This window comes from Corallococcus praedator (assembly GCF_003612125.1).
GTDB lineage: Bacteria > Myxococcota > Myxococcia > Myxococcales > Myxococcaceae > Corallococcus > Corallococcus praedator.
Window position 1 is genome coordinate 1 of record NZ_RAWI01000063.1, and the last position, 23,139, is coordinate 23,139.

18 protein-coding genes are annotated in these 23,139 nt (G+C 69.7%); all 18 read right to left on the reverse strand.

Annotated elements, in window-relative coordinates; translation table 11 throughout:
* Window positions 1–244 precede the first annotated feature (244 nt).
* Window positions 245–1,105, reverse strand: coding sequence for an FHA domain-containing protein (locus tag D7Y13_RS11105; protein WP_120533417.1), 861 nt, complete (start codon window positions 1,103–1,105; stop codon window positions 245–247).
* A gap of 63 nt (window positions 1,106–1,168) precedes the next feature.
* A complete protein-coding gene (locus D7Y13_RS11110; protein ID WP_147444285.1) occupies window positions 1,169–3,319 on the reverse strand; it encodes a hypothetical protein in 2,151 nt (716 codons plus the stop codon).
* Window positions 3,316–4,851, reverse strand: coding sequence for a YncE family protein (locus tag D7Y13_RS11115; protein WP_120583490.1), 1,536 nt, complete (start codon window positions 4,849–4,851; stop codon window positions 3,316–3,318). Before D7Y13_RS11115 ends, D7Y13_RS11110 begins: the two co-directional genes overlap by 4 nt.
* A 171-nt stretch (window positions 4,852–5,022) precedes the next feature.
* On the reverse strand, window positions 5,023–7,131 hold the full coding sequence (gene glyS / locus D7Y13_RS11120) for a glycine--tRNA ligase subunit beta (RefSeq protein WP_120583491.1): 2,109 nt from the start codon (window positions 7,129–7,131) through the stop codon (window positions 5,023–5,025).
* A complete protein-coding gene (gene glyQ / locus D7Y13_RS11125) occupies window positions 7,121–8,113 on the reverse strand; it encodes a glycine--tRNA ligase subunit alpha (protein WP_120533421.1) in 993 nt (330 codons plus the stop codon). Before glyQ ends, glyS begins: the two co-directional genes overlap by 11 nt.
* Before the next feature lie 84 nt (window positions 8,114–8,197).
* On the reverse strand, window positions 8,198–10,474 hold the full coding sequence (locus D7Y13_RS11130; RefSeq protein WP_120583492.1) for a serine/threonine-protein kinase: 2,277 nt from the start codon (window positions 10,472–10,474) through the stop codon (window positions 8,198–8,200).
* Window positions 10,475–10,577: 103 nt separating this feature from the next.
* Window positions 10,578–11,366, reverse strand: a complete 789-nt coding sequence (locus D7Y13_RS11135) for a nucleotidyltransferase domain-containing protein (RefSeq protein ID WP_199732754.1) — start codon at window positions 11,364–11,366, stop codon at window positions 10,578–10,580.
* Window positions 11,363–12,655, reverse strand: coding sequence for a DNA polymerase beta superfamily protein (locus tag D7Y13_RS11140; RefSeq protein WP_120583493.1), 1,293 nt, complete (start codon window positions 12,653–12,655; stop codon window positions 11,363–11,365). Before D7Y13_RS11140 ends, D7Y13_RS11135 begins: the two co-directional genes overlap by 4 nt.
* A 78-nt stretch (window positions 12,656–12,733) precedes the next feature.
* On the reverse strand, window positions 12,734–13,759 hold the full coding sequence (locus tag D7Y13_RS11145; RefSeq protein ID WP_120583494.1) for a carbohydrate kinase family protein: 1,026 nt from the start codon (window positions 13,757–13,759) through the stop codon (window positions 12,734–12,736).
* A gap of 39 nt (window positions 13,760–13,798) precedes the next feature.
* Window positions 13,799–14,533 carry a DNA repair protein RecO gene (gene recO / locus D7Y13_RS11150; RefSeq protein ID WP_120533425.1) on the reverse strand — a complete coding sequence of 245 codons (735 nt, stop codon included), beginning with the start codon at window positions 14,531–14,533 and terminating at the stop codon, window positions 13,799–13,801.
* Window positions 14,534–14,542: 9 nt separating this feature from the next.
* Window positions 14,543–14,929 (reverse strand): helix-turn-helix domain-containing protein, encoded by a 387-nt coding sequence (locus D7Y13_RS11155; protein WP_120533426.1) that lies wholly within the window; start codon window positions 14,927–14,929, stop codon window positions 14,543–14,545.
* Window positions 14,930–14,947: 18 nt separating this feature from the next.
* Complete coding sequence (gene tgl, locus D7Y13_RS11160; protein ID WP_120533427.1) at window positions 14,948–15,706, reverse strand: social motility TPR repeat lipoprotein Tgl; 759 nt, start codon at window positions 15,704–15,706, stop codon at window positions 14,948–14,950.
* A 23-nt stretch (window positions 15,707–15,729) separates the two neighbouring features.
* Window positions 15,730–16,194, reverse strand: a complete 465-nt coding sequence (locus tag D7Y13_RS11165) for a social motility and stimulation tgl protein (protein ID WP_120533428.1) — start codon at window positions 16,192–16,194, stop codon at window positions 15,730–15,732.
* A gap of 30 nt (window positions 16,195–16,224) precedes the next feature.
* Window positions 16,225–16,914: a hypothetical protein gene (locus tag D7Y13_RS11170; protein WP_120533429.1), complete on the reverse strand. Its 690-nt coding sequence runs from the start codon at window positions 16,912–16,914 to the stop codon at window positions 16,225–16,227.
* A gap of 146 nt (window positions 16,915–17,060) precedes the next feature.
* Window positions 17,061–17,822: a lytic transglycosylase domain-containing protein gene (locus tag D7Y13_RS11175; protein WP_120533430.1), complete on the reverse strand. Its 762-nt coding sequence runs from the start codon at window positions 17,820–17,822 to the stop codon at window positions 17,061–17,063.
* Complete coding sequence (locus tag D7Y13_RS11180; protein ID WP_120533431.1) at window positions 17,819–18,169, reverse strand: phasin family protein; 351 nt, start codon at window positions 18,167–18,169, stop codon at window positions 17,819–17,821. The genes D7Y13_RS11175 and D7Y13_RS11180 overlap by 4 nt, the downstream gene beginning before the upstream one ends.
* 104 nt (window positions 18,170–18,273) lie before the next feature.
* Window positions 18,274–18,726, reverse strand: coding sequence for a hypothetical protein (locus tag D7Y13_RS11185; RefSeq protein ID WP_120533432.1), 453 nt, complete (start codon window positions 18,724–18,726; stop codon window positions 18,274–18,276).
* A 178-nt stretch (window positions 18,727–18,904) separates the two neighbouring features.
* Entirely contained in the window at window positions 18,905–23,113 is a 4,209-nt protein-coding gene (gene rpoC / locus D7Y13_RS11190) for a DNA-directed RNA polymerase subunit beta' (RefSeq protein ID WP_120533433.1), read from the reverse strand.
* Window positions 23,114–23,139 lie beyond the last annotated feature (26 nt).

Here is a 23,139-nt window from a genome sequence, read left to right on the forward strand (position 1 = left end):
CACCCACGCACCCCGAGCCCCAGCACGATGAGCGGATAGGTCAAGGCATCGGGGATGAGCCGGCGCAGCACGTCGGTCACCACCGCAATCACCAGGGCCACTCCCAGAATCGTCCACAGCACGGACTGAACAGGTGTCATTCGGCACCTGTCCCCAAGGAGGGCAGGCGACCTCCATCAAACCAGGGAGGCCCGGATCCCGTCAAATGCTGAACAGGCCCATCGAACCGGGGGGCACTGCGTCATCAGTGGATGACGAGGCGGATCTTCTCGCTGCAGATGAAGTACTCGTCCCCGTCCTCGACCTTGCGGCGCTTGATGCGCTGCTTGTTGAACCAGGTCCCGTTCGAGGAGCCGAGGTCCTCGATGTAGAACTCGCCGCCGTCGCGGGCGATGACGGCGTGCTCGCGCGACACCTTGCCGGAGTTGATGACGAAGTCGCAGTGCTTGCCGCGGCCGATGACGTAGCGGTCCTTGATGATCTTCTCCTGCTCACCGGACTCGGTGACCAGGTAGAGCGACGCGCCCTCCTCCTCGTCGGCCTCCTCCGCGGGCTCCTCCTCGGCCTCCTCGGGGGGCTCGTCCTCCAGCTCGTCGTCGAGCGGCGGATCCTCCTGCTCGGGCAGGGGCTCCTCCTCCTCGTCCTCGATCATGTCGTCGGCGGAGGGAGGGGGCGGCTCGTTCTTTCCCTTGATGAGCCGCTCCAGCTCGGCGGCCGTCTCCAGGACGCGCTCGGCCACCTCGCGGCGCACCGGATCATTGTCCAGGCCGTTGGAGGACGGACGCTCCTCCACGTTGCGGGCGGAGGCCCGGGCGGGTTCGGCGCGCGCGGGCGCGAGCACCGGCGGCGCCCCCTTGGACGCGGCCGCGGGGGGCGGAGACGAGGCCGGACGCGCAGAGGGCGTGGCCGCGGGCACCGCCGCCACCACGGGCTCCGCCTTCGTCTTCACGTCGATGAAGCCGTTGAGGCGCGCGAACATGAAGAGCGCCTGGTTGATCAGCGCGTCGCGATCCGACCCCATCTGCTGGGCCATCTCTTCGTACGTCTCCCACAGGTGCTCGGCGATGCCGACCTTGCGTGCGGGACGGGAGTTCTGATCGATCATCGGTCTTGGCTCGGGAAATGCTGAACGTGGGGAACGATAGCAGAGCCGGTCAGGCCCGCCCAGTTACTGGAAGGCCCGGAGGTACTGGAGGTTGTCCGCGTTGTCGGTGATGTTCTCCAGGGCCACCTGCAGCACGCCGTCCGCCGAAGGATAGGCGATGTAGGCCAGGCTGGAGCCATCCACGTCCGTGGCCACCACGGAGCCGGGCAGGCGGTAGGCCGTCAGGTTGCTCGAACTGCTGATGTCCACGCCGAAGATGTAGCGGCGGAAGCGCGGCAGCAGCGTCACCACGTAGCGGTCGCCAGCGTTGAGCCGTGAGGCATCTCCGAATGTCGCCGTCAGGGTGAGCGACAGCGGCGCGGGCGCGAAGGTCGGAGTCGGCTTGGCCGGGTCCAGGCCCAGGTCGAAGCCATCCGCGTGGTAGTAATAATCCAGGAAGTTGGAAACCGTGTAGGCCTCCCCTACGTCCAGCCGCTGCACGTAGGAGTCGCTGCTCTCCAGGCCCGAGTAGAGGACGAAGGGCTTCGCGGTCGGACCGGCGCGCACGGAGTAGTTCGGATACGTGGCGCACGTCTCCAGCGCCCCCAGGGTGTCCGCGTCCCCCAGGTCCGGGTAGAGCCGGGTGCGACCGTCGCCCAGATCCTCCAGACGGAGCACCCGGACGGTCTGCGCGCAGGCGCCCACGTTGTTCGCGAGCACGATGGAGTCGCCCGGAATCACGGCGCGGGCCGCGGCCAGCGAGGTCTCCACCAGGAAGGGCGCATCCTCCACGGTCAGGTCGCGCGTCAGGTCGATGAGGCCCGGCAGGATGCCCCGGAAGACGAAGCGGTAGGTCCCGGAGGGCAGCGTCCCGTCACAGAGGAAGGCCGTCGCATTGGCCACGTCGGTGCGCTGCGGGCAGCCCGGCTGCTCCACCCGGATGCTCTGGAACTGGTCGGTCCGGATGTTCTCCGTTCCGTCGCGCAGCTCCACCGACACCGACGCGTGCAGCGGCCCCGTGGTGGGGTCCCGGTCCAGGTTGAAGGCACGGCGCTCATCCGCGCGGAACAGGGTGACCTGCCCGTTGGACGACGGCACGATGCCCAGCAGCGGGATGGGGGACGTGTAGGCGATGTTGTCCGACAGGAACTCGCGCACCTCCAGGCCCGCGCGCAGGGTGAGCCCCGTGGGCAGGCCCGCGGGCGGCCTCAGCGTCAGCATGGGCGCGCCGGTGACATCCCGCGCGAGCACCGGCGTCGCGGACGGCGCCAGCGGATCCGGCCCGTTGTCGAGCGCGATGACGCCCTCGCAATCCGCGGAGACGCAGGTGAGTTCGTCGAGCACCACGTACACATAACGGCCCTGGGACACGCGTGCCGTCGTCGGGCCGTAGGCCGGATGGGTGGTGACGAGCCGCGCCGGGATGTCCACCAGGTCCGTGTACGTCGGCACCGTGTAGGGCGCCGGGCGCGGACGCTTGTAGGCGACCTCCACCGAGGCACCGTCCGCGACGGCGCGCACCAGCCGGCTGGTGCCCGTCACGTTGCGGATGGCGATCACCAGCGAGTCCGTCACGCCCGCGCGCGCGGGCAGCGTGATCATGGACAGCACCGTGTCCGCCGGCTGCAGGCAGAAGACGGGCAGCGCGGCCGGAAGGGTCGCGGCGTCGAAGGCGTCCGGGGCCGGCAGGTCCTGGCGCATCACCACCCCGCCCCCGAAGGGACCGCAGAGCGCTTCGGCGGCCTCCGGGCGGGTCTGGAGCGCGTAGTACAGGACGCTCGGCTGGCCCTCCGCCACCGGGGCGTGCGCGGCGAAGGCGGTGATGAGCTGGCCGGTGGACAGCCGCGTCACCTCGTTGAGGCGCGCGCGGTCGGCGGCCACCACGGAGATGCTCCGGCCGCCGGAGCTGCGGGCGTAGATGTACGGGCCGGACACGTCGTTGCCCTCGGCGTCGTAGCCCACGTCGCGGGTGAGCGCGTCAGGCCGCGCCACGACGGGGATGGACAGGGGCTCCAGCGGGTTGGGCGCGGGGATGAACTCGCGCGGCGAGCGCGTGAGATCCAACACGCGCAGCTCGTCCCGGTCCTGGGAGGTGACGAAGACGAGCTGGTTGGAGAGCACCACGTCATACGTGCCCGTGAGGCCCGCGGCGCCCGCCGTGGAGGTGGTGTCGGAACAGGCGCCCGTGAGGCTGGCGGCGCTCAGCAACAGGGCAGCAGGGATGCCGCGCTTCAAGGTTGATTCTCCTGGCACACGCTGGTGCCCTGGTTCGGATCCCGCTGCTGCTGCGTGCCGAGCCGTGCCACCAGCTTCGCGTCCTGCGGACGGGTGAGGTCGGGGATGTCCACGATGGCCACCTGCCCGTCTCCGAAGTTGGTCACGAACAGCCGCGCCGCGTTCACGCCGGCCGGGTTGTCCACCGTCAGCCCGAAGGCCTGCGACGGGTTGCTGGTCTGGTTCTGCGAATTGACGAGCGGCACCTGGACGACGACCTGTCCGAGCGCCTCGTCGTAGAGGGACACCGCGCTGTCGCCGGTGCTCGTCACCGCGAGGATGTTGGTGTCCGTGCTGGTCGGCGCGCCCTGCCGGCTGATGATCAGCATGTCGCTGACGCCGTCCGGCATGGGCACCGCGGAGATGACCCGGAACGAAGGGTCCGTGGCCTGCTGGCCCGGCACCGCGTCGTATTCGAAGTCGAGCGTGAGCAGCGTGTCCGGGCCGCGCGCCAGCACGTACAGCCGCTCGCGCACGAAGTTGGGACGCACCGCCAGCTCCGCCGCCGTCACCGGCCGGGGCACCACGCGGACCGCGCGCGCCTCGCGGATGCGGTAGACGGACGACAGGACGGGCTCCAGGACGCGTCCGGACACGGTCTTGTCCACCAGCCGCAGCACGAAGTTGCCGGCCACCGTGCCGTTGTCGCCGGCCACGAAGTTGCGGCCCGACACGTAGAGGTACCCCGCCCCCACCGTCGTCGAGTCCGAGCCGCCGTAGAGGTAGCCCTCCGGCGACAGCGGGATGAAGCCCAGCGTGTCGCGGGTGGGGTTCGCCACCTGCAGCGTGACCAGATAGTTCTCGAAGTTGGTGCTGGAGTTCGCGGGCGAATCCGCCGCCTCCGAGTGCGTCACGTAGAGCGTGCCGTTCGCGTCATCCACCGTCACGCCGATGGGCGACGGCGCGCGGGGCAGGCCCGGACGGCCCGACTCCTGGAGCGACGCCGGGATGTCGTCCGTGAGCGACAGCGCCCCCGTCCGGCAGTCCACGCCGCCCTGCACGCAGGTGAGCACCGGCGCGCCATCTCCCGCCAGGCTGACGTCCACCGCGTGCAGGTTGTTGCCCTCCGCGCGCGAAGGCACGAACAGGCGCGGCAGGCCGTTGGCCGGGTTGACCCACATCCCCATGTCACCCGCGAAGCTGCGGATCTGCACCAGGGAGTCAGCCGACGTGGCCAGGGACTCGAAGGTGAGCGGGCTTGCCGGCACGGCCGTTCCCAGCCGGGGCACCGGCACGGACTGGCCATCCGCCTGCGTGCTCAGCGCGTCCAGGTTGAGCGCCACCACGGAGCCGGAGTCGTAGCAGTTGTCGAAGTTCGCGTTCGCGACGAAGAGGTAGCCGTTGCTCGCCGAGGGACCGCCAGCCGCGGGTGGGCGCCAGAAGGCCACCCCGCTGGGGTACACGAAGCGGGTGGACGGGGGCGGGTTCGGTTCGGATTCGATCGAACACGCCGCGAGGAGCAACAGCGCGGGGGTCAGGAAATGGAGGCGCATCAGAGGGGGGCGGAGTGTAGGAACGGGGCCCTGCCCCGGGCAACTGAATAGGGCTGTCGCTATTCCCGGTTGCCCTCCCGACGACACCCACCCACGCCGCAGGCCGCGAAAGCCCGAAAAATGCGTGCCGCTCCCCTGGTGGGGGAGCGGGCACGCTGCGGTGGTAAAGCTTCAGGCGGCGGCGACTTCCGCCTGGATCTTGGAGAAGTCCGCCACCTGGTTGAACAGGGCGCCGATCTCCGTGAGGAACCGGATGCGGTTTTCCCGCAGGTCCTTGTCCTCGGCCATCACCATCACCTTGTCGAAGAAGGTGTCCACGGCGGGCTTCAGGCCGGTGATTTCGCGCAGGGCTCCGGCGAAGTCGTCCGCGCGCACGCGCTCGCCCACCTTGTCGCGCGCCTGGGTGAAGGCGGTGTGGAGGTTCTTCTCCGGCTCGTCGGTGAAGCGCTGCGGGTTGGTCTGCCCGCCCGCCACGTCCTTGCCCTGCTTCTCCACGATGTTGACCACGCGCTTGAAGGCCGCCGCCAGCGGCTGGAAGTCCGAGTGGCCCACCAGCGGGCTCAGCGCCTCCAGGCGCTTCTTCGCGGCCACGAGGTCGTCGAAGCCCACGGCCAGCACCGCCTCCACCACGTCCGTGCGGTGGTGCTCACCCCACAGCGCCTTGAGGCGGCCGCGGAAGAACTCCAGCACCTGCTCGCGCGGCGCGGCCTCACCCGGCTTGCGCTTCACGTTGACCAGCTTCGGGGCCAACAGGCGCAGCGCCTCGTCCACCGCGGCCGACAGGCTGAAGCGGTAGCCCCGCCCCAGCACGATGCGGATGATGGCCAGGCACGCCCGGCGCAGCGCGAACGGATCCGCCGCGCCCGACGGGGCCTTGCCGATGGCGAAGATGCCGCACAACGAGTCCAACCGGTCCGCGAGGCCGATGAGCGCGCCCGCGTCCTGCGTCGGCAGCGCGTCCTCCGCGCCCCGGGGCAGGTAGTGCTCATAGATGGCCAGGGCCACCGCGTCCGGCTCGCCGCCGGCCTTCGCGTACTCGCGGCCCATCACGCCCTGCAGCTCCGGGAACTCGCCCACCATGCCGGTGACCAGGTCCGCCTTGGACAGCGTGGCGGCGCGCTCCACCGTGGCCGCCTCCCCTGCCCTGCCCGTGGCCTGCGCGAGCCAGCCCGCAAGCGAGCGGAAGCGCTCCACCTTCTCCAGGTAGGTGCCCAACTGGTTCTGCCACATCACGCGGCCCAGCTTCTCCACGCGGTCGCCCAGCGGCGTCTTGCGGTCCTCGTCGAAGAAGAAGCGCCCGTCCGCGAGCCGCGCGCGCAGCACGCGCTCGTAGCCGCGCAGGGACAGCTGCGCGTCGCGCACCGGCGTGTTGGACACGGCGATGAAGCGCGGCAGGAGCTTGCCCTGCCCGTCCAGCAGCGAGAAGTAGCGCTGGTGGCTCTTCATCTCCTGCACCAGCACCTCTGGCGGCAGGTCCAGGTGTCGTGGGTCGAAGCTGCCCACCACGGGGCTCGGCAGCTCCACCAGGTTCGTCACCTGGTCCACCAGGCCCTCGTCCTCCATGAGCTGTCCGCCGGCCGACTGCGCCGCGGCGGTCAACTTCTCCACGAGCGACGCGCGGCGCTTGCCGATGTCCGCCAGGACGTGCGCCTTCTCCAGCGTCGCCTCGTAGTCCGCGGGCGCCTTCAGGGCGATGGGGGCGGGCGCGAGGAAGCGGTGGCCGTAGGTGGTCCGCCCGCTCTTCACGTCGCCGAGCACCACCGGCAGCTCCGTGTCTCCCAGGAGCACCACCAGCCATTGCACCGGACGCGCGAAGGACGTGTCCACATCGCCCCAGCGCATGGACTTCTTGAAGTTGATGCCGTGCACCGCGGCATGCACCGCGTCCTGGAGGATGGCGTCCGCCGGGCGGCCCTTCTCCTCCACGCGCGCGGACACGTATTCGCCCTTGGGCGTCGTCGTGCGCCCGAGCGCGTCCACCGACAGCTTGAGGCTCTCCGCGAACTTCTCCGCGGCCTTGGTCGCCTTGCCCTGCGCGTCGAAGGCGGCCTTGGCGCTGGGCCCCAGCACCTCCTTCGTCACGTCCTCGCCCGCGTCCGCCACGTCGCGCACGAGCACCGCGAGCCGGCGCGGCGTCCCGAAGGTGCGCACCTCGCCGTGCTTCAGGCGGGCGTCGGCCATGCGCTCGGAGAGCACGCGCTTCAGGTCCTCCAGCGCGGGCACGATGAACGACGCCGGGATCTCCTCGGCACCGACTTCCAGGAGCAGATCACGCGCCACGGGCCACCTCCGTCTTCTCCTTCTTCTCCACGGGCTTGTTGAGCGTCACCGTCTTCCAGTAGTCGCTGGCGGGCTTGCCCTCCAGCACCGGGGGCTGCTCACCCACGGTCCACGGCGTCTTCGTCAGCGGGTAGCCCAGCCGCTCGCGCATCTGCAGGTAGCCCTCCGCGCACAGGCGCGCGTTGTCGCGCACGCGCTTGATGAAGTTCGCGCGCTCCGTGACGGAGATGGCGCCGCGCGCATCCAGCAGGTTGAACGCGTGGCTGCACTTGAGCGCGTAGTCATACGCGGGCAACGGCAGGTGGCGCTCGATGAGGCGCTTGCACTCCTTCTCGTACGCGTCGAACAGCGCGAAGAGCATCTGCGGATCCGACTCGTGGAGGGCGTACTTGCTCATCTCCACTTCGTTCGCGTGGAACACCTCGCGGTACTTCACACCCTTGACCCACTCGATGTCGAAGACGCTCTCCACGTTCTGCAGGTACCTGGCCAGGCGCTCCAGCCCGTACGTCAGCTCCGCGGCCACGGGGCGACAGTCGAAGCCGCCGCACTGCTGGAAGTAGGTGAACTGCGTCACCTCCTCGCCGTCGCACCACACCTCCCAGCCCAGGCCCCAGGCGCCCAGCGTGGGGGACTCCCAGTCGTCCTCGACGAAGCGAATGTCGTGCTCCATCGGGTCCAGGCCCACCTTCCGCAGGGACTCCAGGTACAGCTCCTGGACGTTCTTGGGCGCGGGCTTGAGGATGACCTGGAACTGGTGGTGCTGGAACAGGCGGTTCGGGTTCTCACCGAAGCGGCCGTCGGCGGGGCGCCGCGAGGGCTGCACGTAGGCGACGTTCCACGGCTCGGGCCCGAGCGCGTGCAGGAACGTGTACGGGGCCATCGTGCCCGCGCCGACCTCGAGGTCGTACGACTGGGTGACGATGCATCCCTGGTCGGCCCAGTGCTTCTGGAGCGTGAGGATGAGATCCTGGAAGTACATGGCTGGCGAGTCCTTCCCGCAGTGCGTCGAAGGCGGAACGCGGCGGACCCTAGTGAGGGGGTCCGGGAGCGTCAAGGACGGCCGTCACTCCGTGTAGGACGGGAGGTCGGCCAGTCGAATCTGCAGCTTCGTCACCTCGCCCGGACGGATGGGAACGGACAACAGCTTGCTCGTTCCTCCCGGGTCCTGGGGATCCACCACGCGCAGGCGGTAGGTGCCCGCGGGGGTCGCCAGTTTGATCAGCGGTGACGTGCCCAACTGGGTCGAGCCGTCGAACACGGCCGCGTTCTTCGGCACCGTGTAGAGCGTCAACCAGCCCAGGCCCGCCTTCTTCGCGCCCTTGGCGGTGCTGGTGTCCAGCACCTCCGCGACCTCCGGCGTCTGCGTGACGGTGGTGACGGGCTCCGGAGCACGCTGCGACGGCTCCGGCGCGGGCTTCGGCGCCGGGGCCTCCGTCTTCGCCGCGACAGTCTTCTCCGCCGTGGCGGCCTGCGGGGTCGCCTTCGGCTTGCGACCGCCCTTGGCGACGGGGGCCTTGGGCTCCTCGGGGGGCGGGGCCTCCACCACGGGCTCGGGCGGAGGAGGAGGAGGCGGCGCTGCTTCAGGCGCCTTCTCCGGTTCGGTCTTCTGCACGAAGCCCGGCGGAGGACCGGACGGCTTCGGCGGCCAGTTCCCCACCTTCGCGGGGTCCACGGGCGGGGTCGCCTCCAGCTCCGTCTTCACCCACAGCCTGGCGGACTCATACGCCGGCATGAACAGCCGGCGCACCGGTTCGAGCGTCGCCAGATAGCCCACGCCGCCCAGGACGAGGAGCAGCACCACCTTGCCCAGCCAGCCGGAGCGCTCACGGGCGGGGGGCGCCTCCGTCGAGTCCTCCGCCGAACGGGAAGGCCGCGCGGGCCCGGCACCGGAGCGCGCGGGCCGGGTGCGGAAGCGCTGGGTCTGCAGATCGCTGGGCGGATCCAACAGCGCGTCGTCGGGAGGCGTGGCCCGCGCCTCGGCAGCCTCCGGGCGGGCGACGGGACGGGGCCGGTTCGCCCGCGCGGCGTCGGCGGGAGGGCGGATCGGGCGCGCGGTGGAGGCGGCGTCCGCGGGCCGCTGCGCCCTCGGCGTCATCGGGGGCGTGTCGCTGCGCGGGGCCCGGGCGTCCGCGGCTCCGGTCGCGGGACGCGGGGTCACGCCCGCGCGCGGCGGGGTCGTCGGTTCGGCAGCCGTGCGCCGGACAGGCGTGGGGCGGAACGAAGGCGCGGCATTCGCGGAGGAAGCGCCCGCGTGCGGCGACTGCACCTGCGCGGTGGAGGCAGCGGCGGCCGTGTCGCTGCCCTCTTCGGACTGGAGCGCTCCGGCGGCCTCGCTGACGCGGGCGTCCTCGGCGCGGCTGGCCAGCTCCAGGAGGGTGCGCGTCTTCTGGCGCTTCTCCTCGAAGAGTTCGCCCATGACGGCGGTCATCTGGTCTTCGTCGTACAGCTCGGAGCCCAGCGAGGCTTCGATGGCGCGCGCCATCTCGCGGCAGGTGCCGAAGCGCTGCGCGGCATCCCGCGACAGGGACTTGAGCACCACGGCTTCCAGGGCCTCGGGGATCGCCGCGTTGAGCGAGCGCGGCACGGGAATGTCCCCGTCCACGATCTGCATCATCACGGCGGCCTCGCCCGGCGCGCTGAACAGGCGCTGCCCGACCAGCAGCTCATGCAGCATCACGCCCGTGGAGAACTGGTCGCTGCGGCCATCCAGCCCCTTGTCGCGAACCTGCTCCGGGGACATGTAGCCGCTGGTCCCCTTCACGGTGCCCACCTGCGTGCGGCCCAGCTTGCCGCGCGCCTTGGCGATGCCGAAGTCGATCACCTTCACGACGCCGTCGTAGGTGATCATCACGTTCTTCGGAGACACGTCCCGGTGCACCACCGCCACGGGACGGCCCGACGGATCCATGAAGTGGTGGGCGTAGTGCAGGCCCAGGCAGGTGTCGCGCACCACGCGGGCACTGAAGCCCAGCGGCAGCGCGTAGTTGCGCTTGGCCGCCATCTTGACCACCTGCTCCAGGTTCTGGCCGGGCAGGAACTCCATGGCGAGGTACAGCTCGCCGTCCTCCTCCCCCAGGTCGAAAACCTGTCCGATGTTCGCGTGCGAGAAGGCGGCGGTGATGCGCGCCTCGTCGAGGAACATCTTGACGAACTGGTCGTCCTTCTTGATGTCGGGGAGGATCTGCTTCACCGCGACGAACTTGCGGAAGCCACCGGGGCCGGAGGTGAACGCGAGGAACAGCTCCGCCATCCCTCCCATCGAGAGGCGGGTGAGGATCTCGTATTTTCCGATGCGCCGCCCCCGGTCGGGATCTTCTCCGGCGCCACCCTGCGTGCTCATGGCCACGGGGATGTTACCTGCCGGACCTTCCCAGGTCGATGATCGTCTTCACGGGCGGCCGCCCCTTCCTCGCCGGGCCGCCCCGGAGAGCCGGGAAAACAGGTCAGGCGCCAAACCGCTGGCGCCGCACGTCGAGCATCCACCCTTCGAGCGCCGCCACCGCAGGGGCCGGGGGTTCCAGCGGCAACCGGGAGTCCGCGTCGGCCGCGTCGAGCACCTCGAAGGCGCGCTTCACCTCGCCCTGCCACCGCTCGCTGAGCGCCTCGGGCAGTTCGCTGCGCTCGCCCCGGAGCTTCTGCTCCACCAGCGCGTGGGCGTCGCCGAAACCATAGGGCTCCAGCAGGACGGTGACGTCCGTCTCCACCTCGCCCGTGCGCAGCGCATGCGTGCCGGTGAGCGTGGTGCGCAGCACGTACAGCAGCTTCTTCGCGGAGCGGAAGCCACTCTTCTCCCACTCTCGGAGCTGGCCGTGCGCGAAGCCCCGGTAGTGCCGGTGGATGCGGCGCGATAGCACGGCCCGCACGTGGGGACGCAGGGTCTTCAGCTCCGGAAGGGTCCGCACGGGGATGGCCCCCAGCACCCGCTCGATGTAGTTGCCGTTGCCCTGGAGGATGCCGAGCAGCACCGGCTGCAGCTCGTTGGACGAGTAGTCCACCTCCACGCCCTCCACGACCTCCAGCCGTTCGGCGTTCAGGTGGCGGGGCTGCAGGCCCAGGAGCGCGCTGGTGGACGCGATGTGGATGGACTTGAGGTCCAGGTCGCTGTCCGGCGAGGGAAAGCCGTACGCATGCGCGCCGGAGAGCGCGACGACCAGGTGCTCGCGCTTGCGCGACTCCTCGTCCAGCACCCGGTCCGCCATCCGCTGCTGATGCTCCGTCATCGTGCCCTTCATTCCGTCCCTCCTTCCAGCGCCGGAGCCTCCGGTGCGTCACGTCCCAGGGGCCCGGGCGTCTTCAGCACCCAGCGCCGCGCCACCTCATCCCCCACCCGCCGCAACAGCCGGTCCGCGCGAGCGTAATCCGGGTGCTCCGGCAGCCGGCTCTCCCGGTGCGCGGCCTCCAGCGCGGGCGCCATCGCCTCCGCGTCGCGCAGGACGTCTTCCAGCGGCACCTGCCCGCCCTTGATGTCGAGCAGCCGTGCCTTCAGCGCCCCCGTGGCCTCGAAGGTGGGAGCCCCGTCGCGCAGCCACCCCGTCGCCAGCGCCACCAGACGCAGCAGGTTGTAGGCGTTCTTCGGTCGCAGCTCCCGGGCGGACGGGGGCCGCTGACCGCCGCCACGCGCGTACGCCGTCAGCGCCGCGAAGTCGTTGGCCGCGAGCAACCCCTGGTCCCAGAGCGAGCGGTAGAGCTGCTTGACGTAGGTCTTCGCGGCGAGCACCCCGTCCTCGGGCGTGGGCGCGCTCCGCGGCGACACGGCGGCCAGCCTCCGGGCCACCTCGTCCAGGTCCGGCGTGGGGTCCTCGCACAGCCACGCGAGGAGCAGATCGCGGTGCTCCGCCAGCCGCTGGCTGCGGGTGAGCTTGTCGAGCTGGCTCATGGCATAGCGCCCGAAGCTGCCGAAGATGGCCTTGGAGACGAACGCCTCGCGCGCTTCGAGCATCCACTCGCCCAGCACGTCCGAAGCCGTCGCGCCGGGGACGAAGAGCGTTTCGAGCGTGTTCGGATCCGCGCGCAGGGCCTGCTCCACCGTCTTGCGAACCTCCCAGTACGTGGTGCTGCCATCCGCGCTCACCAGATCCTGCGGCGCCTGTCCCAGGCCCAGCGTCCATGACAGGGGCAGCGCGAACACGCCGCGCACGTCCACGTCGGAGCGCTCGTCCGCGAGCCCCCAGGCGTGACTGCCCACGCGCGTTTCCAGCACCACGCAAGGCCGCAGCGCGCCCCAGGCCGCCTCGCGCCGCTGGGCGAACTGGACCTGGCCCACGCGCCGGGGCACCAGTTCGTCGCGCGCGAACCACACCTCGCCCACGCCGACGATCTGCACGTCGAAGCCGCCGTCATGCGCGCGCACGACGCGGCCCACCACGCCCTGGGGGATGCGACGCCCGGCGGAGGCCACGCGCTCCACGCGAGTCGTCACCTCGGTGCCGTGCGGCAGCGGCACGGACAGCCGGTCGATCTGTTCCAGTCCCCGGACCCTGGCGGTGGTGGAGGACGTCGCATCAGGTCTTGGGTCGCTCATCGGTCCCTCCCCGGTGGGATGGTGGGCCACGTTGGACGCACTGAAGCACGGGAGCCTGACCCGGCCCGGCGTCCGGGTTCAACGCGCGGCGCGCTGGACGGAGTCCGCTCCAGCGGGACGCGTGGGCAGCAGGCCCTCCACCTCGGAGGCTCGGGGAAGCGCCGCCACCGCGCCCAGCTTCGTCACGACCCGGGCCCCCACGTCGGCCGCGAACGTCATCAGCGCGACCAGTTCCTCCCGCGTCGCGTCCGCGAGCGAGCGCGCATCGCCGTACCAGCGCACCAGCCCATGCAGCAGCGCCGACACGAAGCCATCCCCCGCGCCCGTCGTGTCCACCACCGTCACGCGGGGGGCGGGGACGTGGATCACCTCGCCCCGCCAGAGGAACACCGCGCCCTGTTCGCCCAGCGTCACCACCGGCAGCCGCACGCCCAGCCCGTCCAGATGCCGCAGGGCCTCCTCGGGCGTCCGCGCGCCGGTCGCGAAGGGCACCTCCTCCTCCGACAGCTTCACCACCGTGCACAGCGGCAGCATGCGTCCCAGGAGGACCCGCAGCTCCTCGGGCTCCGGCCACACGTGCAGCCGCAGGTTCGGATCACAGCTCACGATCATCCCGGCATCGCGCGCCAGGGTGAGCAGGCGCACCACGGCCTCGCGCGCCTCCGGCAACACCAGGGAGTTGGAGCCGGAATGCAGCACCTTCGCGCGCCGTACGAAGTCCCCGTCCACGTCCGAGCCATCCAGCAGGAACTCCGCCGAACGCGTCCGGAAGAACGTGAAGCTGCGCTCGCCCCGCGCATCCAGCGACACGAACAACAGGCCCGTGCGCGCGTGGTCCACCTGGCGAAGACGGCTGACATCCACGCCCTCCGCCGCCAGCCGATCGCGCAGGAAGTGGCCGAACTCATCCGAGCCCACCACGCCCACCATCGCCGAGCGCAGCCCCAGGCGCGCGAGCCCCACGGAGACGTTCGCCGGCGAGCCGCCCGTCGAAGGCCGCCAGGCGTCCACGTCCCGCACGCGCGAGGCGCCACCGGCCGCGGGAAGGAAGTCCACCAGCGTCTCGCCGACACACACCACGTCCAGCGGTCCAGCCTCGTGCATGGGACGCTCCCCCTGCCCGCGAACGCGCGGGACCGCGCTTCAGTCCAGGCCCACCTGGGCCATGAAGTCCACGCTCTTGAGCCGCCGGCCCAGATGGTGCGCGATGAAGACGTTGAGCAGACCGCGCGCCCGGGCCCGGAGGTCGGGAGGCAGCGGTGTCCGCCCGCCCTCCTGCAGCGAGCGAAGCCCGGACAGCAACGCCACCGGCACCGCGACCGAATCGCGGGCCCGTCCGCCGCACGGCTCGCACACCGCGCCGCCGTGCCCCTGGTCGAATCGGGGCCGCTCACCGGGAGCGCCGCCGCACAGCGCGCAGGAGTCGAAGCGGGGCATCAGTCCGGCCTGCGCCAGCGCCGACAGCTCGAAGGCCAAAAGCGACGTGGGCCCCGCCTCCTTCGCGTCCAGGCGGTGGAGATAGGCCTCCAGCAGGAGGAACAGCTCCGGGTGCGGTTCATGGTCGCGCGTGAGTTCGCGGCACAGCTCCACCGCGTACAGCGCCCGCGCGATGAGCGACAGGTCCTCACGCGCGGCGTAGAACCCGGAGACGATGTCCGCGGAGTCCAGCCGCACCGTGCTGCCCCGCGTCTCCACCAGTTGGACGCGCAGCCGCATGAACGGCTCCAGCGCTCCGGCGAAGCGGCGCTTGCTCTTGCGCGCTCCCGCGGCGAACGCGGTCAGCTTGCCGTGCTCGCGCGTCAGCAGCGTCACCATCCGGTCGGACTCACCGTAGTCGACCGTGGACAGCACGAACGCGTCGTCGGCGTACCGCTCCATGATCCCCCTTCAACGCGCCAGGGGTGAGGGAAGCTTCCCGGTCAGCACCAGGAACAGGGCCGCGCCCAGGAGCAGCACCGCCAGCACCGCGGCCAGGATGACGTACGCCCGCTTGCGCCGCTCCTTCTCCAACTGCACCGGCGAGGGAGCAGGCACCGCCCGGTCCACCTCCTCGTAGCGCAGCGCCGCTTCCTCCGGCGAAAGCCCGATGACCTGGGCATACGCGCGGATGTAGTTCAGGACGAACACGCGCTCGGGCAGACGCTCCACCTGCCCCGCCTCCAGCGCCGCGACGAGGCTGGGGGGGATCTTCGTCTCCCGAGAGACGTCCTCGCGCGACAGCCCGCGGAGCTCGCGTTGCTGACTGAGGTATTTGCCGAAGTCGACGTGATCCACGGTCCCCTGGGCCCCCGGCTAGAGGTGTTGCAGCAGTGAGCGGCAGTCGTCCTTGAGCAGCTGCTCGGAGGCCTGCGCCTTGGCTTCACAGCCCGCGAGCGCCGCCTTCGCCGCCTCCACGTTCCCGAGCTTCGCCTGGCACACGCCTTCGCGGCGGTAGGCCTCCGCCGTGTCCGGGCACTTCTCGCGGTAGTGGGCGAACTGCTGGCAGGCCTCCTCCGTCTTGCCCGTCTCGTCGTAGATGATGCCCAGGTTCCGGAAGCCCATGCAGAACTCCGGGTTGGTCGTCACCGCCGCCTTGATGTTCTGCAGCGCGTTCACGGTGTCGCCCTTCTTGTAGAGCGCCCACCCCAGGTTGCCCTGCGCGGAGAAGCCGAAGCGGTACTGCATGTCGTTGAGCGCCGCCTCGTACAGCTTGATGGCGTCGTCGTAGCGCCCCTGATCCAACCGCAGGTTGCCCAGGTTGTTGCGCACGTCGGAGAACGTCGGACGCAGCTCCAGCGCCTTCTCGTAATGGGCTGCGGCCTCGTCGAGCCGCCGGAAGGACAGGTGCAGCAGGATGCCCATCGCGTTGTGGGCCTCCGGGTTGCCCGGGTTCATCTCCAGCGCCTTCTGGTACTCCATGAGCGCGTCCTGCACGTGGCCGTGCTGCTGGGCCTGCACGCCCAGGTCGTAGTGGATCTCCGAACTCTCGCGCTCCTTCTCCGTAGGGACGTGCGCACAACCCCAGGACGCGAGCACGAACGCGAGGCAACAGGCGGAAGGGATGCGGAACATGGGAGCCAATCCGGGGTGGAGGTTCAGAACGCGGCCAGGAAGCGGCCCAGGGTGGTGGCGACGTTGCGCTTCTCTTCGGCGCGGGCCTTCACGGCGGGCACGAGCGTGGGCTCCTTGAAGAAGACGGGGAGCGTCTTGAGCCACTCGTCCTGCTGCGCGGGCGCGACCGCGCGCCAGTTCGCGTTGTCCATCATGAAGCCCAGCGACTCCACGAACCCGAGCGCGTCGTCCTCGTCCTCCCGCAGCTCGTCCGCGGACTGGACGCGCCGCCCGGACACGTACACCGCGCAGTCACCGGCCTCCACCAGGTATAGGTACACGAAGACGCCCGCGCCCTGCCCTCCGCGCAGTCCCACCACGAAGGCCTGCGCCGGCCCGGCCTGCTTGCCGGGGATGGCCACGTGCGGCGCGTTGAGGGACAGGTGCAACGCGAGCACCTGGTCGCGACTGGCGGGGAGCCCCCGGTAACGCTCGTCGATGGTGAACACCGTCGTCTCCCTTCCCCGCGCCCTCCCGTGTCAGCGGGTGGTGAGGGTGAACTCCTCGGTCGCATCCTGCGCGTCCGCAGCCGTCTTCTGGAAGCGGATGAGGGGCGTGTCAATCATCACGTTGCCGCCGCCCTCATTGCCTTCCCCGATGATCACCTTGAAGACGTTGCTGGCGGACGTGCTGCGGCGGGTGCCTCCGGGCGTCTTGCGGGCAATCAGCGTCACCGCGTTCGGCCCGGGGCGCAACTCACGGGTGATGTCCTGCGCCACCTGGTCCTCGTTGTTGCGCAAACGACGCACCCAGCGCGAGTTCACGTACACGTCGATGTCGAAGTCCGTCATGCCCGGCGTCGTCTGCTCGGTCACCAGCCAGTAGCGCTGGGTGATGCGCCCCGGCACGGGCGCCGTGGGAGCCGCCGGAACGGGCGCCGTCGCGACGCCGGCATCGACAGGGGCCCCCGCGGCCGGCGGCGAGGCCGGAGGAGGCTTCGCGGCGGGGGCCGCCGGCGTGGGCGTCACGGTCGTCACGCGGGCGGCATACCCCGGCGCGTCGATGTGGACGTTGCCCTCCGCGTCGATGCGGACGGTGGCCTTCTCGAAGCGCTGGCTCTTCACGCCGTCGATGTTGACGCCGTTGAGGAAGACAGAGCCGGCCAGGGCCCACAGGGGGACCAGCGTGGCGGCGACAGTGAGCGCGATGCGGGCGGACGGACGAGACATGGGGGGCATCCCTCCAGGGAATCCTCAACAGTCCCGGGGGCTTGCAACGACTTAGCGCACCCCGGGGAGCGGGACAAGGCGAGTGTGGCGTGGGTTGGAACCCGCCACGGCCCCAAACATTCACCGGGAAGGCACTACGGCGTCCGTCAGGGGGCCGCGGTCGTCGTCGCGCCGGGCGTTTCGGGCGGCAGCTCCCGCTGCGCGAGCGCCCAGTCCCCGCCCAGGCCATGGCCTTCGCGGAAGCGGCGGAAGTCGCGCTGCACGGCCCGGGGGTAGCGGCGGAACTTCTCCAGCTCCCCGGCCTTCAGGGCATCCCGGATGCGCGTGGGGCCGGCGTTGTACGCCATCAGCGCCAGGTCCAGGTCGCCGCCAAACCGGCTCTGCAGCGAGCGCAGGTAGCGGATGCCCAGGCGCACGCAGACGGCGGGGTCGGCCACCACCTCTTCGCGCGACAGCCGCAGCCCCTCCTTCTCCGCCAGGAAGTGCAGCGTGCTGGGCTTGATCTGCATCAGGCCCCGCGCGCCCTTGTCGGAGATGGACTCCTCCTCGAAGTCGGACTCCACGTCGATGAGCGCCAGCACCAGCAGCGGATCATACCCGGTGCGGCGGGACTCCTCGTCGATGGCCTGTCCCAGGCGCCGGCGCAGCGTGAGCCCCAGGTCCGGGGCGCGCTTGGCCAGCACCGCGTCGATGAGCATCGCCTCCTCGGAGACGGACTCCTGCGACACCAGCTCGGGAACGACGGACGGGGGGGCGGGCTCCTCCAAGAGGGGCACCACCCGCGCGGACACCACGAGCGCCACGCCCGCGAGCAACGGGAGCCGGGAGCACCCGCTGCTCAGGGCATGCAGCCCCGCGAAGAACCGCGTTCCCAGCGACCTGCCGCCCGAGGCGGCGGGTCCACTCACTTGCGGTGCTCCAGGGCCTGGATGCGCTCGGAGAGGCGCTCCAGTCGGCTGCCAAACGCCTGCAACTCCTCGCGGCGCGGCAGCTTGAGCAACGTCAGGGCCGTGCGGACCCGCTCTTCCACGTTGTGCTCCAGGTCCTTGCGGTGCCCCGTCAGCCGCTCCGCGAACTCACGGGCCTGACGCTTCACCTCGTCCTGGCTCCAGCCCGCGACGGACGCCACGCGCTGCGCGGCGCGGGAGGCCTCCTCCTCCGCCGTGTTCACCGCCAGGAGCGCCTGGCTCCAGATGCGCTCGAATGCCTCCGCCACGGAGGTCTTCTCTCGGGGGGCCTCGGTGTTGTTGTCCATGAAGTCGCTCCGGGAGTCCCCCGGCGTTCCCTCAACGGAAACCCGGGGCTCGAACTAAAGGGGGCGGCCACCTAAGCACACCCCCCAGGTTATGAAAACGCTGCTCAGGCTCGCGGAGAAGACGCCGCGCCGCCCGAATTCTTGGTCGCGCCGTGGGCCCGACGGGTGGGCTTCAGCAGTACATCCAGCTTCTTCGACAGGCGGCCCAGCTCGTGGGTGATCTGCTCCACCTGGGACTGGCTGGCAACTCCCACGGCCTCCACGACCTTCGCCTGCAGCGCATCCAGCCGCTTGCGCAGCTCCACGCTGGCCGCATCCACCTTCTTGCTCAGCTCCTGCACCCGGGGGTCCGTGCGCAGCTCACCCGCCTGCACCTTCACCCACAGGGCCTGGACCTCCTTCGCCGCGTCCTGGCCCCGCGTCTCCAGCGCCTTGAAGGCCTTGTTGGCCTCCCCTTCCAGACCCTCGAAACGCTTCTGGGCCTGGGAGAACTGCCCCTTGAGGAAGTTCTCCACGTTCTGCGTCACGGCCGTCACCTTCGCGCTCGTCGTCGTCATGTCCTGCTCCCCCGCCCGGCTTCCCGGGCTCGTATAACGTGATGCGTCAACATAACGCACCGCGACATACTGTCAAGGAGACAGAAGACGAAGTGTGCAAAACGAGAAAGCCGCCGCCCCGGGTGACCCAGGACGGCGGCTGACTGCCGGGAGCGTCAGGGACGCTCCTCAGGAAGCACTAGGCGACGTCGGTGGACCGGGTGTCCGGCCGCGACGGCGGAGGGGTCAGCGGACCGTCGCCGTGGGTGGCGGCCAGGGCGGCCTCCATCTCGTTGACCTCGTCCGTGGGGCTCTCCACCTCGATGTCGAGGTGCTTGTAGTTCGGCAGGCCCGTGCCGGCGGGGATGAGCCGGCCCATGATGACGTTCTCCTTGAGGCCGCGCAGGTAGTCCACCTTGCCGTTGATGGCGGCCTCGGTGAGCACCTTGGTGGTCTCCTGGAACGACGCCGAGGAGATGAACGACTCGGTGGAGAGCGAGGCCTTGGTGATGCCGAGCAGCAGCGGCTCACCCACGGCCGGGCGCTTGCCCTCGGCCATGACCTTCTCGTTCTCCTCCTCGAACACCCACTTCTCGACCTGCTCGTCGACCAGGAAGTTGGTGTCGCCCACGTCGGTGACGCGCACCCGGCGCAGCATCTGCCGGACGATCGTCTCGATGTGCTTGTCGTTGATCTTCACGCCCTGCAGTCGGTAGACCTCTTGCACTTCGTCCACCAGGTAGCGCGCGAGTTCCTTCTCGCCCAGCACCTTGAGGATGTCGTGCGGGTTGGCCGCGCCGTCCATCATCGCCTCGCCGGCCTTCACGCGGTCGCCGGAGTGGACGTTGATGCTCTTGCCCTTGGAGATCAGGTACTCCTTGGCCAGGTCCGCGCGCTGCTCGCCGCTCACCTCGGGGGTGATGATGAGCTTGCGCTTGCCCTTGGTGTCCTTGCCGAAGGACACCACGCCGTCGATCTCCGCGATCGCCGCCGCGTCCTTGGGCTTGCGCGCCTCGAAGAGCTCGGCCACGCGGGGCAGACCGCCCGTGATGTCCTTGGTCTTCGTCGTTTCACGCGGCACCTTGGCGATGACCTCGCCCGCGGAGATCTCATCCGTGTCGTTCACGGTGATGATCGCGCCCTGGGGCAGGAAGTAGCTCGCCTGGTTGCGGGAGGACGGCAGGTCCTTCACGTTGCCCTGCGCGTCGCGGATGGTGACGCGCGGACGCGCCTCCGGGTCCTTGGACTCGATGACCGTCTTGCGAGACAGACCGGTCACTTCGTCCAGCGTCTCGGACATCGTCACGCCTTCGATGATGTCCTCGTAGCGCACGACACCGCCCACTTCCGTGAGCAGGGGAATCGCGAACGGGTCCCACTCGGCCAGGAGCACGCCCGGCTCCAGCTTCTGATGTTCCTTCACCAGGATGCGGGCGCCGTAGATGATCTGGTAGCGCTCGCGCTCGCGGCCCGACTCGTCGACGACGACGAGCTCGCCGTTGCGGTTCATGGCCACCAGCGTGCCGTCCGCCTTCTGCACCGTGTTCAGGCCCGCGAACTTCACGGAGCCCGCGTAGCGGTTTTCCAGGCTGGACTGCTCCGCGCGCCGCGTCGCCGCACCACCGATGTGGAAGGTGCGCATCGTGAGCTGGGTACCCGGCTCGCCGATGGACTGCGCCGCGATGACGCCCACGGCCTCGCCGACGGACACCTTGCGGCCACGCGCCAGGTCACGGCCGTAGCACTCCACGCAGATGCCGCGCTTGGCCTGGCACGTCAGCACCGAGCGGATCTTCACCCGGTCCAGACCGCTGTTCTCGATGCGGCGGACGCGCTCCTCGTCGATCTCCTCGTTGGCGCGCACCAGCACCTCGCCCGTCACGGGGTCGAGGATGTCGTCCAGGGCCACGCGGCCCAGGATGCGCTCACCCAGCGGCTCGATGATCTCGCCGCCCTCGACCAGGGCGCCGATGAACAGACCGTCCATGGTGCCGCAGTCGTACTCGTTGATGATGGCGTCCTGCGCCACGTCGACGAGACGGCGGGTGAGGTAACCGGAGTTGGCCGTCTTGAGCGCCGTGTCCGCCAGACCCTTGCGGGCGCCGTGCGTGGAGATGAAGTACTGGAGCACGGAGAGGCCTTCACGGAAGTTGGCCGTGATGGGCGTCTCGATGATTTCGCCGGAGGGCTTGGCCATCAGGCCGCGCATACCGGCCAGCTGACGGATCTGCTGGGCGCTGCCGCGCGCGCCCGAGTCGGCCATGATGTAGATGGGGTTGAACGACGGCTGCTTGCGCGAGATGCGCTTGCCGTCCACGTCCCCGGTGGCCTCGTCGGTGGAGATCTGCTGCATCATCTCCTGGGCGACCTTCTCGGTGATCTCCGCCCAGATATCGATGACCTTGTTGTAGCGCTCACCGTCGGTGATGAGGCCCTCGAGGTACTGGTTCTCGATCTCCGCCACTTCCTTGCGCGCGTAGTCCAGGAACTCCTGCTTCTTCGCAGGGATGATCATGTCCTTGAGCGCGATGGAGATGCCGGCGCGGGTCGCGTGGAAGTAACCCAGGCTCCGGATGCGGTCGGCCAGCAGCACCGTCTCCTTCTCGCCCGTGAGGCGGTAGCAGAGGTCGATGAGGTTACCGAGCGACTTCTTGTCGAGCACCTTGTTGATGGCGTCGAAGCCCACGCGGCGCGGAACGACTTCCCACAGCAGCACGCGGCCGACCGTGGTCTCCTTGCGCTTGGCGTCGATGCGGCACACCACCTTGGCCTGCAGGTGCACCTCGCCGTGGTCGTACGCGGCGCGCACTTCCTCCGGCGACGCGAACACGCGGCCTTCGCCGTTGGCGAACTCGCGGGCGCGGGTCATGTAGTAGATGCCGAGCACCATGTCCTGCGTCGGGACGATGATGGGCTTGCCGTTCGCGGGGCTGAGGATGTTGTTCGTCGACATCATCAGGACGCGCGCTTCCATCTGGGCCTCGATGGAGAGCGGCACGTGCACGGCCATCTGGTCGCCGTCGAAGTCGGCGTTGAACGCGGCGCAGACCAGCGGGTGCAGCTGGATGGCCTTGCCCTCGATGAGGACGGGCTCGAAGGCCTGCATGCCCAGACGGTGCAGCGTGGGGGCGCGGTTGAGGAGCACCGGGTGCTCGCGGATCACGTCCTCGAGGATGTCCCAGACCTCAGGACGCTCCTTCTCCACCATCTTCTTCGCCGACTTGATGGTGGTGACGTAGCCCTTCTCTTCGAGCTTGTTGTAGATGAACGGCTTGAAGAGCTCGAGCGCCATGATCTTCGGCAGGCCGCACTGGTGCAGGCGCAGCTCGGGACCGACGACGATGACGGAGCGGCCCGAGTAGTCCACGCGCTTGCCGAGGAGGTTCTGACGGAACCGGCCCTGCTTGCCCTTGAGCATGTCGGACAGCGACTTCAGCGGCCGCTTGTTCGGGCCGGTGATGGTCTTGCCGCGGCGGCCGTTGTCGAACAGCGCGTCCACGGCCTCCTGGAGCATCCGCTTCTCGTTGCGGATGATGATGTCCGGCGCGTTCAATTCCTGGAGCCGCTTGAGGCGGTTGTTCCGGTTGATGACGCGGCGGTACAGGTCGTTCAGGTCGGAGGTCGCGAAGCGGCCACCGTCCAGGGGAACGAGCGGACGCAGGTCGGGCGGGATGACCGGGATGACGTCCAACATCATCCATTCCGGCTTGTTGCCGGAGACGCGGAACGCCTCGGCCACCTTCAGGCGCTTGGCGTACTTCTTCCGCTTCGCCTCGCTGGTGGTCTCGCGCATGTCCTTGCGCAGTTCCTCGGACAGCTTCTCCACGTCCAGGGACTTGAGCATCTCACGGACGGCCTCGCCGCCCATGCCCGCGGTGAACGAGTCCTCGCCGTGCTCCTGGAAGAGCCGGTGCATCTTCTCCTCGGAGACGAGCTCGCCACGCTGCAGCGGCGTCGCCTTCGGGTCGATGACCATGTAGCTCTCGCAGTACAGCACCTTCTCCATCTCCTTGAGGGTGATGTCGAGCAGGTTGCCGATGCGGCTGGGCAGCGACTTGAGGAACCAGATGTGGGCCACGGGCGTGGCGAGCGTGATGTGCCCCAGGCGCTCACGACGCACCTTGGACTGGATGACCTCCACGCCGCACTTCTCACACACGACGCCGCGGTGCTTCATGCGCTTGTACTTGCCGCAGTTGCACTCGTAGTCCTTCACGGGACCGAAGATGCGCGCGCAGAACAGGCCGTCACGCTCCGGCTTGAACGTACGGTAGTTGATGGTCTCCGGCTTCTTCACCTCGCCGTGCGACCACTGCCGAATCTTGTCGGGCGACGCCAGCGCGATGCGGATGGCGTTGAACGACAGCGGGTCCTTCGGCTTCTCGAAGAAGTTGAAAATGTCCTTCACGTTGCCTCCGAAAACTTATGAGCGCT